Annotated in this window: 10 protein-coding genes and 1 tRNA gene; 4 read left to right on the top strand and 7 right to left on the bottom strand. The window is 68.9% G+C overall.

What is annotated here, in order from left to right; genetic code table 11:
• Positions 1-39: 39 nt before the first annotated feature.
• The 7 genes from F6X38_RS02500 to F6X38_RS02470 form a co-directional block, all read right to left on the bottom strand.
• Positions 40-396, bottom strand: a complete 357-nt coding sequence (locus F6X38_RS02500; RefSeq protein ID WP_343033186.1) for a hypothetical protein — start codon at positions 394-396, stop codon at positions 40-42.
• Positions 393-737, bottom strand: a complete 345-nt coding sequence (locus tag F6X38_RS02495; protein ID WP_150967941.1) for a cupin domain-containing protein — start codon at positions 735-737, stop codon at positions 393-395. The genes F6X38_RS02500 and F6X38_RS02495 overlap by 4 nt, the downstream gene beginning before the upstream one ends.
• Positions 738-741: 4 nt before the next feature.
• Entirely contained in the window at positions 742-2,526 is a 1,785-nt protein-coding gene (locus F6X38_RS02490) for an ABC transporter ATP-binding protein (RefSeq protein ID WP_150967940.1), read from the bottom strand.
• Between the two features lie 51 nt (positions 2,527-2,577).
• Positions 2,578-2,838, bottom strand: a complete 261-nt coding sequence (locus F6X38_RS02485; RefSeq protein ID WP_150967939.1) for a hypothetical protein — start codon at positions 2,836-2,838, stop codon at positions 2,578-2,580.
• Positions 2,839-2,943: 105 nt separating this feature from the next.
• Positions 2,944-5,187: a TonB-dependent siderophore receptor gene (locus F6X38_RS02480; protein ID WP_246191145.1), complete on the bottom strand. Its 2,244-nt coding sequence runs from the start codon at positions 5,185-5,187 to the stop codon at positions 2,944-2,946.
• Positions 5,188-5,884: 697 nt separating this feature from the next.
• Positions 5,885-5,960, bottom strand: a tRNA-Ala gene (locus F6X38_RS02475).
• A gap of 176 nt (positions 5,961-6,136) precedes the next feature.
• Entirely contained in the window at positions 6,137-6,565 is a 429-nt protein-coding gene (locus tag F6X38_RS02470; protein ID WP_150967937.1) for a TIGR02300 family protein, read from the bottom strand.
• Between the two features lie 242 nt (positions 6,566-6,807).
• Here F6X38_RS02470 and aroA point away from each other — a divergent pair, with 242 nt between their 5' ends.
• From aroA to F6X38_RS02450, 4 genes are all read left to right on the top strand, one after another.
• Positions 6,808-8,172: a 3-phosphoshikimate 1-carboxyvinyltransferase gene (gene aroA, locus F6X38_RS02465; RefSeq protein WP_150967936.1), complete on the top strand. Its 1,365-nt coding sequence runs from the start codon at positions 6,808-6,810 to the stop codon at positions 8,170-8,172.
• Between the two features lie 436 nt (positions 8,173-8,608).
• Positions 8,609-9,286, top strand: a complete 678-nt coding sequence (gene cmk / locus F6X38_RS02460; protein WP_425482815.1) for a (d)CMP kinase — start codon at positions 8,609-8,611, stop codon at positions 9,284-9,286.
• 199 nt (positions 9,287-9,485) lie between these two features.
• Positions 9,486-11,237 (top strand): 30S ribosomal protein S1, encoded by a 1,752-nt coding sequence (gene rpsA, locus F6X38_RS02455; RefSeq protein ID WP_150967935.1) that lies wholly within the window; start codon positions 9,486-9,488, stop codon positions 11,235-11,237.
• 142 nt (positions 11,238-11,379) lie between these two features.
• The gene (locus F6X38_RS02450) at positions 11,380-12,513 is read left to right on the top strand and encodes a helix-turn-helix transcriptional regulator (RefSeq protein WP_150967934.1); all 1,134 of its coding nucleotides are present in this window, start codon (positions 11,380-11,382) and stop codon (positions 12,511-12,513) included.
• Positions 12,514-12,586: the final 73 nt, after the last annotated feature.

Raw genomic sequence — 12,586 nt, 5'->3', positions numbered from 1 at the left:
TGCCGATCAGCCACAACAATCCGCCTTTGAGCATGGCGCCTACTCCTTACAGGGCAGCGGGATTTCGCTGCCTGAAGAACGATCGGCATGGGCGGACGTTCCTTCGCCGCCCGGGGCGTCGGGCCGATAGGCGAGCACGAAGGCTACCACCTTTTCCGCCGGCATCTCGCACGGCTTCAGCAGCGGGCGCCCATCGGCGAGACGGTAGAGGTTGGCGCTGATCCGGTCGGTGCCGCCGAGCTCCTCGGCGAAGAGCCAGCGGCGCCGGCCGTCCGGCGACGCGTTGAGCGTCACGCCGTAGCGCCGCCCCTCGAACGTGCCCTCGCCGTGGCCGGGCGGCAGGGCGGCGAGCCGCTCGAGGAAGGCCACCATCTCCCGCGAAGGGTTCGGCCTCAACGGCCGACGAAGTCCTCGCGCATCGGCGTGAAGACGTCGACGAGGACGCCCGCCTCCAATGCCGTGACGCCGTGCACGGCGTCGGGTGGCACGAGGAAGCTGTCGCCGGGGCCGAGCCGCTCCGTGCGGCCGGAAATCGTAACGTCGAAGCGCCCGCTCTCCACCAGCGAGCATTGGACGTGAGGGTGGCTGTGCGCAGGGCCGACGGCCCCCGCCTCGAACCGCACCCGCACCATCATGGCGCGCTCGCCATAGGTCAGGATCTTTCGCGCCACCCCCTCACCGGTCGGCTCCCAGGCGAGATCCGCGTCGCGCGCGAAGGGCTCGTCGTGTCGCTGCATGGTTCTACCTCCTCCCACCCGAACCGGCCGCGGCCGCGTCCGGTTGCAACTCCATCCCACCGCCGGCTTCCCAGACGATCTCCTGCGCCGCGATCAGCCGGCGATAGGCGCCGCCGTCGCGCCTCATCAGCGCGGCGTGGCTGCCGGTCTCGGCGATCCGCCCGTCCGCGATCACCGCGATGCGGGTCGCGTGGCGGATGGTCGACAGGCGGTGCGCGATGACCAGCGTGGTGCGCCCTTCCGACAACTCGGCGAGCGAGCGCTGGATCATGCGCTCGGTCTCGGTGTCGAGCGCCGAGGTCGCCTCGTCGAGGATCAGGACGGCCGGGTCCTTCAGGAACATCCGGGCGATCGACAGGCGCTGCTTCTGCCCGCCGGAGAGTTTCACGCCCCGCTCGCCGACCACCGTGTCGAGCCCCTGCGGCAGCGCGGCGACCGTGTCCTCGAGATGCGCGCGGCGGAGCGCCTCGACGATCTCGGCTTCCGAAGCGTCGAGGCGGCCGTAGGCGATGTTCTCGCGCACCGTGCCGCCGAACAGGAACACGTCCTGGCTGACGACGCCGATATGGCGGCGCATCTCGGCGAGCCGCATCCGCCGGACATCCGTGCCGTCGATCAGGATCGCGCCGCCGGAGGCGTCGTAGAAGCGCGGCACCAGCGACAGGAGCGTCGTCTTGCCCGCGCCCGACGGGCCGACGAAGGCGACGGTCTCGCCAGGCTCGATGGCGAGATCGACGCCGTTCAGCACCGGGCGGCCCGTCCGGTAGCCGAAGCGGACGTTTCGGAACTCGATCGCGCCGCGGAGCGCCGGCACGGCGACCGCGTCCGGCGCGTCGGCGATGTCCGGCTCGACCGCCAGGAAGTCGAGATAGCGGCGGAAGCCGGCGATGCCCTTCGGATAGGTTTCCAGCACCGCCGCGATCTTCTCGACCGGGCGGAAGAAGACGTTGACGAGGAGGAGGAAGCCGACGAAGCCGCCGGTGGAAAGGTCGCCGCGCATCACGAACCAGGTGCCGGCCAGCATCACCACCACCTGCGTCAGGCGCATCGACAGGTAGTTCAGTCCCTGGCTCCAGGCCATGATCCGGTAGGCGTCGAGCTTCGTCGCCCGGTAGCCGCGGTTGCTCGCGTCGAACAGCGCGCGCTCGTGGTCCTCGTTGGCGAAGCTCTTCACCACCCGGATGCCGCCGACATTCTCCTCGATCCGGGCGTTGAAGTCGCCGACCCGGCCGTAGATCGCCTGCCAGGTCTTCGTCATGCGGTTGCCGTAGCGCGCCGTCAGCCAGGTGCCGACCGGCACGATCACCGCGGTGATCAGCGCCAGCTCGGTATGGACGCTCAGCATCAGCGCGAAGGCGCCGAGAAAGGTCATCACCGCGATGAACAGGTCCTCCGGCCCGTGATGCGCGACCTCGCCGATCTCTTCGAGATCCTTGGTCAGCCGCCCGACGAGGTGGCCGGTCTTCTGCTCGTCGAAGAAGCCGAAGGAGAGCTTCTGCAGGTGGTCGAAGGCGCGCCGGCGCATCTCGGTCTCGATGTTGATGCCGAGCATGTGACCCCAATAGGTCACGACGGCCATCAGGCCGGTGTTGAGGACGTAGATTGCGAGGAGGCCGAGCGAGGCGAGGACGATCAGCCCCCAGTCGCCGCCGGGGAGGAGCCGGTCGATGAACAGCTTCACTGCGATCGGGAAGCCGAGTTCGAGGACGCCGCCGACCACCGCGCAGCCGAAGTCGACGAGGAACAGGCCGCGCCAGGGCGCGTAGTAGGAGAAGAAGCGGGCGAGCATGCGGACTTGCCTTTGCGGGGAGTGCCCCGGCCCGTCAACCGGCGGGGGTTTCTACCAGTAGCCGCCGTAGCGGCCGACCCCGATGCCGAAGCCGCCGTCGAAGGCGCGGTCGCCGTAGAGGCGGGCGCGCCGGTCGGCGTTCCGGTCGAGGTCGAGGCGTTGCAGGCATTCGGCGAACGCGGCGGTGCGCGGCCGGAAGCCGTAGCTCCGGCAGGTCGTTTCGTCGGCGGCACGCCGCTCGGCGGGGCTCATCGAGACGCAGCCGGCCAGAAGCAGCGACGAGGCGATGGCGAGAAGGACGGATCTGCGCATCGGATTCCCTGCGGATGGGAGGAGTGCCGAAGGCTTAGATAGGAAGCCCCCGACCTTTAGCCCGCGATCGGCGGCGCGTCCGGGCCGGACGCGCCGCGCCTTCCGTCACCAGCGGATCGTCGCCTTGCCGGTGATGCGGCGGCCTTCGGCGTAGAAGCAGCCGAAGGTGCGGTTGCCGCAGGAGGCGACGTAGTCCTTGTCGAAAAGGTTCGAGGCGTTCACCGCGACCTCGTACTTGTCCCTTTTGTAGGAAAGCACCGCGTCGACCACGGTCGCGTCGTCGACCTTGAAGGTGTTGGCGTCGTCGCCGAAGCTTGCGCCGATGTAGCGCACGCCGAGGCCCGCCCCGAGCCCGTCGAAGATCGACTCGTTGCGGATCGTGTAGTCGGCCCAGGCCGAGAAGGTGTTGTGCGGCACCGTGGTGACGAGGTTGCCCTCGAAGCCGCCGACCTCGTCGGGCAGATCCTCGGTGATCTTCAGGTCGAGATAGGTATAGGCGAGCCGCATGTTGAGGTTGTCGGTGACGCTGGCGACGCCCTCCAGCTCGAAGCCGCGCGAGCGCACCCGGCCCGTCTGCTCGACCAGCGAGCGGCTGGTCGCCGCGTCGAAGCCGAAGCGGATGGCGTTGTCCTGCCGGATGTCGAAGACGGAGGCCGTCACGGTCGCGTCCCAGCCGGGCGGCTGGTACTTCACGCCCGCCTCGTAGAGCCGCCCTTCCTCCGGTTCGAACAGGCCGTTCGTGGTGCTGACGTCGAGCGGCGGCAGGAAGCTTTCCGAATAGGTGACGTAGGGCGCGATGCCGTTGTCGAAGTTGTAGATCGCGCCGACGCGGCCGGTGAAGGCGTCCGAATTCTTCTCGGCGTCGACCGCGGTCAGGAAGTCGCTGTCGGGCCGCGAGAGTTCGGTCTTCGCCCAGTCGTAGCGGCCGCTGAGCGTCACCGACAGCCGGTCGAGCTTGATCTGGTCCTGCAGGTAGAGACCCGTCTGGTCCTGGGTGACGTCGTTGTCGTAGTAGACGCCGCCGAAGGTCACCGGGCTGCCGTAGGCCGGATCGAACACGTCGAGCGGCGCTGCATTGTAGATGTCGACGTAGTCCGAATAGCCGGTCCAGCGATAGTCGACGCCGCCGAGCACCGTGTGCTTCAGGATGCCGGTGTCGAACTCGGCCTGCGCTTGGTTGTCGACCGAGACGGTGTCGAGGTCGGTCGAGCCGGTGCCGGCGCCCCGGAACAGGAGACCGGCCGCCTCGTCGGCCCAGCCCGAGCCGTAGAGGCTCGCCTCGTCGTGGTCGAGGAAGGAGTAGCGTGCGTTCTGGCGAACCGTGAAGACCTCGTTGAAGCGGTGCTCGAACTGATAGCCGACGCCGCCGAGATCCGTGTCGTAGTCGTTGAAGTCGGGCTCGCCGATGAAGCGGCTCCGGCTGATCTTCCGGCCGTTGCTGTCGAATACGCTGCCGCTGGCCGGCAGGAACTGCAGGCTGAAGCCGGCGCGGTCGCGTTGGTAGTTTCCCTGCACCGTCAGCGAGGTGTCGGCGTCGGGTTCCCACTTGATCGCCGGCGCGATGAACAGCCGGTCGTCCTTGACGAAATCGACCTGGTTCTCGGACGAGCGGGCGACGCCGGTCAGCCGGTAACCCCACGGGCTGTCCTTGCCGAGCGGCCCCGAAATGTCGAAGCGGCCTTCGATCTGCCCGAAGCTGCCGCCGACCACCTCGACCTCGCGGTAGGGAGCGATCGTCGGCTTCTTCGTGACGTAGTTGATCAGGCCGCCCGGGCCGTTCTGGCCGTAGAGCACCGAGGAGGGGCCCTTCAGGATCTCGATCCGCTCCGCGCCGTAGGGGTCGAGGCCGAGAAAGTTGATCACGGACGACGAAGGCAGGCGCAGCCCGTCGAGGAAAGTCGAGTTGGCGGTGGCGTCGAAGCCGCGGATGCGGAAACCGCCGAAGCGCGTGTCGGCGCCGCCCGTATACTCCGAGGTGACGCCCGCGGTGTAGCGGGTCGCGGCGCGGATCGTGCGGAGTTCCTGCCGCTCGATCTGCTCGTCGGTGACGACGGTGACCGACTGCGGCGTCTCGTTCAGCGGGGTATTGGTCTTGGTCGCGCCGCCGCTGCGCCTGGCGACGAAGCCCTTCTGCTCGTTGGTCTGGCCCGCTCCGGTGTCGCCCGACGCCGGTCGGCTGCCCGTCCGCCCGTCGGCGTCGGTCTGGACGGTGACCGTGTCGAGATCGATCACGTCCTGCGCGCGCGACGGGGCCGGAAACCATGCGGCCGAGGTGGCGAGAGCCGCGGCGGCCAGGATCGTGAGCGGCCGTTTGCGCCCTTGCGCGGATACGGTCTGGATCGTGGTCACCGGTTGCTCTCCATTTCCATGCGTTAAGTTGACTTCTTTAATCATGTTAAGCGGCATGGAAAGGCCCGAGACGGCACCCCGGCAGCATGGCGGCGGCAATGTGGCAGCAGCGACACGCTCCCCTTCGGCAAAAGCTGGCGACCAGGGGTTTTTGCTGTCCCGGGCGGTACGCAGCGGGGATAGGATAGGAGTGGTTCGAGATCGAACGGTGCGAGCGCTGCTCAAGCACCGCTTCGGCGGACCGCCAGCCATGTCCGGTAGGCGAACAGGAGCGCCGGCATGGCGACGACCTGCTCCGGCGGCGCGTGAAAGGCCGCACGACTCGGGCGTAGCAGAACGATCGCGGCGCTCGGAAGGAAGGCCTGATCCGGCACGAAGGCCGCGAGCGGATCGCGCCACGCCCGCCCGAGCAGCGATGCGGCGACGGTACGGGCCCGCTTCGATGGAACGGCGAACCGGCTCGGGGTGGGAACGCATCGCGAGGTTGGGAAAGCGTTGGGGAAACGCCATCCGAACGTCAGCGCGCCTGACCTCGCGCGTCACCCGCCACATCGTCCGAATCCAGCAAATCCAAGTCAGATAAAGCGATGGACCTGAATTCCCGGTACATCGCACAGGTACCCAATCGGCTATGCACGCCGAAGCAATCGGCCGCCAACTGATTGCAAAAACTAGATATTTGAAGGTGGTATGAGGTTGGTGGAGCCAAGCGGGATCGAACCGCTGACCTCTACAATGCCATTGTAGCGCTCTCCCAGCTGAGCTATGGCCCCGACCTTGTCGCAAGGACGATCCGCAAGGGACCGTTCTCGTCGCGGGGCCGAACGCCTGGGAAGGCTCGGCTTCTCCCGCTGCGGGCGTCTCTTAGCGAAGCGCCCCCGCGATGGCAAGCCGCAAAAACGCGGCGTTTTGCGAAGCCGGCGCTCCTGTCGCGCCGGCGCTCCCCGCATCAGTCCTCGTCGTCTTCGCGCGAGCCGATGATGTCGGTCATGTCGTCGTCTTCGTCCTCGTCCTCCTCGAGGAACGTGTCGTCGTCGCCTTCGTCGACGTCCGCCTCGTCGTCGTCGACATCCACGTCCGCGTCGTTCTTGGCGGAGGTGTCCTCGTCGTCCTCGACATCCGAAAGCGAAACGGTCTCCGCCGCCTCCTCGTCGGCGGTCTCCACGACCTCCGTCTCGGCCTCTTCGTCCTCCTCGCGGGGCGCGCTCCGGCCACCGCCGCTGCCGCCGCCGCGCGAGGGAGAAGCGCTCGCCTCGAAGAACGACAGCGGGTAGGACGTGCCGGTATAGGGCGAGACGATCGGATCCTTGTTCAGGTCGTAGAACTTCCGGCCCGTTTCGGGGCAGATGCGCTTGGTGCCGAGCTCGGATTTGCTCATTCTGGCCTCGTGCGGGGTCGTCTTGCCCGTTCGGCTGAGGCGCCGGACGGGAGCGCGGATGGGGCGCCGCTGTTGAATTCGGGCAGGTCCCATAGGGCCTAGCACCCGGCTTGTCAAAGCGGCGGGAGGCAAGCTTCGCCGCCCTGGATGACGCGGGCCCCGCGCTCTGCTAACCCGTCGCGCGCCCGGGGTCGCGCGAGCGCTCCGGCAGGTGGTCGAGCGGTCCGGGAGTTCAGACGACGATGGCGCATGGAAACGCTGGGCTCCGGCCGATGCGCGCGGCGAAGGGCGGGGCCCTCACCGGCCGGGCGCGGGTGCCGGGCGACAAGTCGATCTCGCACCGCGCCTTCCTGTTCGGCGGGCTGGCCAGCGGCCGCACCCGCGTGTCGGGCCTCCTCGAAGGCGAGGACGTGCTCGCGACCGGCCGGGCGATGCGGGCGATGGGCGCCCGGATCGAGCGCGAAGGGACAAGCTGGATCGTCGACGGCGTCGGGAACGGCTGCCTGCTGGAGCCCGATGCGCCGCTCGACTTCGGCAATGCGGGCACGGGCGCGCGCCTCACCATGGGCCTCGTCGGCCCTTACGATTTCGGCGCGACCTTCGTCGGCGACGCCTCGCTGTCGCGCCGGCCGATGGGCCGGGTGCTCGATCCCTTGCGGCAAATGGGCGTCCAAGTGGCGGCGCGCACCGGCGACCGCCTGCCGCTCACCGTGCGCGGACCGCGCGTCGCCGCCCCCATCGAATACCGCGTGCCGATGGCATCGGCGCAGGTGAAGTCGGCGGTGCTCCTCGCCGGCTTGAACGCGCCGGGCGTCACTACGGTGGTCGAAGCGGTGATGACGCGCGACCACACCGAGAAGATGCTGGAAGGCTTCGGCGCGACGGTCGCGGTGGAAACGGATGCCGCCGGCGTGCGCACCATCCGCGTCGAAGGGCAGGGGACGCTGCGCGGCGTCGCGGACTTCACGGTGCCGGGCGATCCGTCCTCGGCGGCCTTCCTCGTGGTGGCGGCGCTGGTCGCGCCCGGCTCGGACGTCGTGGTCGAGAACGTCCTGATGAACCCGACGCGCACAGGGCTCCTGCGGACCCTCGAGGAGATGGGCGCGCGGATCGAGATCCTGAACCGGAGGCTGTCGGGCGGCGAGGACGTCGCCGATCTCCATGTCCGCCATTCCGAACTGCGCGGCGTCGCCGTCCCGCCGGAGCGCGCGCCGTCCATGATCGACGAATATCCGGTGCTGGCGGTCGCGGCGAGCTTCGCCGAGGGGCGGACGCTGATGCAGGGGCTCGAAGAGCTGCGCGTCAAGGAAAGCGACCGCCTCGCCGCCGTCGCCGCGGGCCTCCTCGCCAACGGCGTTTCGCACGAGGAAGGGCAAGACTCGCTCCTCGTCACCGGTCGGCCGGACGGGAAGGGGATCGGCGGCGGCACGGTCGCGACGCATCTCGACCACCGCATCGCGATGAGCTTCCTCGTCATGGGCCTCGCAGCGGAAAAGCCGATCGCGGTGGACGACGCCACCATGATCGCGACGAGCTTCCCGGAATTCGTCTCGCTGATGACCGGCTTCGGCGCCGATCTCGCCGACCTCGAGCCCGAGGCGGCTTGAGCCGGAATCCGAGGCGATGAGCGGCGCGCTCGCGGCGCTGCTGGCGCTCCTGTTCTTCGCGCCGCTCGCCTTCGTCTACGGCCGGCGCGTCGCGGCCGGGATCGGGCGGCAAGCGCGGGCGCGCGGGCGCTCGCCGCTTGCCGTCGGCCTGCCGAAGCTCGCCGTGCCGCTCGTCCTCCTCTTCGCCATGCTCTGGCGGCTCGCCGCGCACGGCACCTCGCTGGAGCCGCGGGTCGTCGCCACCGGCTGGCGCAGCCTCGACGCCTTGCTCGCCGTCGTCGACATGGTCGGCGGCGCCGCGGCGATCCTGTTCTTCCTGACGATCCCCTTCGCCATGGGCCGCGTCTTCGGCGTCGCGGCCGCAGCGTTCGGGGCTTTCGGCGAAGCGGCGGGCTTGCCTGAATCGACCGGCCGGGGCAATCGGTCGTGGCGCGACATGCGTGACAGTTTCAGGGAAGAGAGCAGCGTCATGGCGCAAAGGTTCACGGTCGCCATCGACGGGCCGGCGGCGGCCGGCAAGGGCACGCTCGCGAAACTCATCGCGGCGCATTACGGCCTGCCGCATCTCGATACCGGCCTGCTCTACCGGGCGGTCGGCCGGAAAGCCGCCGATCTCGGGCTCGATCTCGACGACCCGGATGCGGCCGGCGCGGTCGCCCGTTCGCTGACGCCGAGCGCCCTCGACGACGGCTCGCTTCGCGGCCGCGAGGCCGGGGAACTGGCGAGCCGCGTCGCGGTGCATCCGTCCGTCCGCTCGGCGCTGGAAACCTTCCAGCGCGACTTCGCCGGACAGCCGGCGGGGGCCGTCCTCGACGGGCGCGACATCGGCACCGTGATCGCGCCGGACGCGGAGGTAAAGATCTTCGTCACCGCCAGCCCGGAAGTTCGGGCCCGCCGCCGTACCGACGAACTCGCCGCCAAGGGCCGCGCCCCGGACTACGAACGCATCCTCGCCGAGGTGCGCGAGCGCGATCTCCGGGACGCCGGCCGGGCGACTGCGCCGCTGAAGCCGGCGGCGGACGCGCACTTGCTCGACACCAGCGAAATGGCTATAGACGCCGCGTTCCTGGCGGCCCGCGAACTGATCGACGGTTTTCTGGCGCGCCGGGGGTAGGAAGACGAGGGCGGTTCCCGGGTCGGGAGCGCGCCCTTTTCGGCTATGGCGTTTCGCCCGGCCGATCGGGAACACGAACCGCCGACGGCCGGTCCATCGCGCCGATCGGGGCCGCGCCCGGCGAGGGCGCGCCGCTCCGAGCCCGTTCCGGATGCCGGATGGGCGGACCAGTTCGAAGGCGCAACGCAACGCGAACCGGATGGCGCGCCGCTCCTCGACCGAGGAGCTTCAAGGAGAACGAATGTCAAATCTGAACCCGTCGCGCGACGATTTCGCGGCCCTGCTCGAAGCGTCCTATCAGGATCATGACGTCGCCGAAGGCGCGGTGGTCAAGGGCGTCGTCGTCGCGATCGAGAAGGACATGGCCGTCATCGACGCCGGCCTGAAGGTCGAAGGCCGCGTCGCCCTCAAGGAATTCGGCGGCCGCGGCCGCGAGGGCGAGTTGAAGGTCGGCGACACGGTGGAAGTCTATGTCGAGCGCATCGAGAACGCGCTCGGCGAGGCGGTGCTGAGCCGCGACAAGGCCCGCCGCGAGGAGTCTTGGGTCAACCTCGAGGTCAAGTTCAACGCCAACGAGAAGGTCGAGGGCACGATCTTCAACCAGGTCAAGGGCGGCTTCACCGTCGACCTCGACGGGGCCGTGGCGTTCCTGCCGCGCTCACAGGTCGACATCCGCCCGATCCGCGACGTGACGCCGCTGATGAACACGCCGCAGCCGTTCCAGATCCTGAAGATGGACAAGCGCCGCGGCAACATCGTCGTGTCGCGCCGCACGGTGCTGGAAGAGTCGCGCGCCGAGCAGCGCTCCGAGATCGTTCAGAACCTCGAAGAGGGCCAGATCGTCGACGGCGTCGTCAAGAACATCACCGACTACGGTGCGTTCGTCGACCTCGGCGGCATCGACGGCCTGCTCCACGTCACCGACATGGCGTGGCGCCGCGTCAACCATCCGACCGAGATCCTGCAGATCGGCCAGACGGTGAAGGTGCAGATCATCCGCATCAACCAGGAAACCCACCGCATCTCGCTCGGCATGAAGCAGCTCGAGGCGGATCCCTGGCAGGATATCGGCGCGAAGTTCCCGGTCGAGACCAAGGTCGTCGGGCGCGTCACCAACATCACCGACTACGGCGCCTTCGTGGAGCTGGAGCCGGGCATCGAGGGCCTCATCCACGTCTCGGAGATGTCCTGGACGAAGAAGAACGTCCATCCCGGCAAGATCCTCTCGACCACGCAGGAGGTCGAGGTGGTGGTGCTGGAAGTCGATCCGGTCAAGCGCCGCATCTCGCTCGGCCTCAAGCAGACGCTGCGCAATCCGTGGGAAGTCTTCGCCGAGAACCACCCGGTCGGCACGGTCGTCGAGGGCGAGGTCAAGAACAAGACCGAGTTCGGCCTCTTCGTCGGCCTCGACGGCGACGTCGACGGCATGGTGCACCTGTCGGACCTCGACTGGAACCGTCCGGGCGAGCAGGTCATCGACGACTTCAACAAGGGCGACGTCGTCAAGGCGCAGGTGCTCGACGTCGACGTCGAGAAGGAGCGCATCTCGCTCGGCATCAAGCAGGTCGGCACCGAAGCCGCGGCCGAAGCCGCCGGTGGTGCGGCGGGCGACCTGCGGCGCGGCGCGGCCGTCACCGGCGAAGTCACGGCGGTGAACGACGGCGGAATCGAGGTGAAGATCGTCGACACCGACTACACCGCCTTCATCCGCCGCAACGACCTCGCTCGCGACCGCGACGAGCAGCGCCCCGAGCGCTTCTCGGTCGGCCAGAAGGTCGACGCCCGCGTCACGCAGTTCGATAAGAAGACGCGTCGTCTCGGCCTGTCGATCAAGGCGCTGCAGATCGCCGAGGAGAAGGAAGCGGTCGCCCAGTACGGCTCGTCCGATTCGGGTGCCTCGCTCGGCGACATCCTCGGCGCCGCCCTCAAGGGCCGCGGCGACGACGAATAAGCCTCGCGCGTTCCGTTCGGAACGTTCGAAGCCCGCGGGGAGCGATCGCCGCGGGCTTTTTCATGTCCGCGCTCTGCAGCCGCTAAATGGTTGACGAAATGTCGCACCTTTTGCTTACTGAGCGAAAGATGGACGGAAAGTCATGGAGCCGGCTGGAGACATCATCGAGGCGATCTACGCCGCCGCAGGCCGGCAGGGCACGTGGGACGAGGCGATCCGCGCGCTCGCCGCGCATCTGCGGGCGGCGAACGGCGCGCTCTACGCCGAGAACCTGCCGGGCGACACCGGCCCGCTTTCCCTCGACGACTTCGCCGTCGAATTCGGCTACGATCGGCGCGATCTCCTCGACTATGCCGAGCACTACTGCCGTTGCAACCCGTTCAGCCTCTATGCGGAGCACATGCTCTACGGCGAGCCCGCGACGGACGACGAACTCGACGCGATGCGCATTCCCCGTTTCCGTTTCGAGGAAAGCGAGTTCTATCGCGACTGGGCGCGCCCGCAGGGCGTGCGCCATATCCTCGGACAATATGTCGAGGACGTCGACCGGCGGCGGCTAACGGTCGCCTTCTGGCGGCCGGCGGATGCAGGACCCTACGACCCGGCCGAGCGCATGATGCTCGGCGGAGCAGTGAAGCACGTGCGGCGCGCGATCGCGCTCGACGCGCGCCTGCGCCTCGCGGAGGCCGAAATCAAGGCGCTGCTCGACCGCAGCAGGCTCGCGGTCCTGACGCTCGGCCGCAACGGGCGCATCCGCCAGACCAACGCGGCGGCGGACGCGCTCCTTGCGAACGGCGCCGGCCTGCTCGCCCGCAGCGGCCGGTTGCGGACGGCCGTGCCGGCGGATCAGGCCGCGCTCGACCGGCTCGTCGCCTGCATCTTCGATCCTCGCCGGCTCGTCTGGGCCGAGAACGCCCGCCTGCCCGTCCGTCGCACCGACGGCGGGGCGCCGTTCGTGGTGCGCATCGCCGCCTGCGCGCAGGGCATCGGCCCGTTCGCGGCGGACCGGACCGCGTCGGCCGTTCTGACGGTGGAGGGGCTCGACGTGGACGGGGCGAAACTTCGCGAGCGGCTGGCGCGGCGCTTCGCCATGACACCCGCGCAGACCCGGCTCGCACTGGTCTTGCGCTCCGGCCACACCCTCGCGGCGGCGGCGGCCGAACTCGGCATCTCCTACGAGACCGCGCGCTCGCACCTGAAAGCCGTGTTTGCATGCACCGATACGCGCCGACAGGCCGAACTCGTGCTCCTCCTGCGGGAAATCGAAGACCGCTGAACGCCGACGGTCCTGATCGCTCGCCGTGTCCGCAAAGCAAAAGGCTCACCCGGACGGGTGACTTTTCCGACCT

This window comes from Plantimonas leprariae (assembly GCF_008802405.1).
Taxonomy (GTDB): Bacteria; Pseudomonadota; Alphaproteobacteria; order Rhizobiales; family Rhizobiaceae; genus Plantimonas; species Plantimonas leprariae.
This window is presented reverse-complemented; position numbering and strand designations above follow the sequence as displayed.

What these genes read in the sequence shown, in the direction of transcription:
- aroA (WP_150967936.1), top strand. Translation starts at nt 6,808, where the DNA reads ATGGCGCATGGAAACGCTGGGCTCCGGCCGATGCGCGCGGCGAAGGGC.
- F6X38_RS02495 (WP_150967941.1), bottom strand. Translation starts at nt 737, where the DNA reads ATGCAGCGACACGACGAGCCCTTCGCGCGCGACGCGGATCTCGCCTGG.
- F6X38_RS02490 (WP_150967940.1), bottom strand. Translation starts at nt 2,526, where the DNA reads ATGCTCGCCCGCTTCTTCTCCTACTACGCGCCCTGGCGCGGCCTGTTC.
- F6X38_RS02470 (WP_150967937.1), bottom strand. Translation starts at nt 6,565, where the DNA reads ATGAGCAAATCCGAGCTCGGCACCAAGCGCATCTGCCCCGAAACGGGC.
- cmk (WP_425482815.1), top strand. Translation starts at nt 8,609, where the DNA reads ATGCGTGACAGTTTCAGGGAAGAGAGCAGCGTCATGGCGCAAAGGTTC.
- rpsA (WP_150967935.1), top strand. Translation starts at nt 9,486, where the DNA reads ATGGCGCGCCGCTCCTCGACCGAGGAGCTTCAAGGAGAACGAATGTCA.
- F6X38_RS02450 (WP_150967934.1), top strand. Translation starts at nt 11,380, where the DNA reads ATGGAGCCGGCTGGAGACATCATCGAGGCGATCTACGCCGCCGCAGGC.
- F6X38_RS02485 (WP_150967939.1), bottom strand. Translation starts at nt 2,838, where the DNA reads ATGCGCAGATCCGTCCTTCTCGCCATCGCCTCGTCGCTGCTTCTGGCC.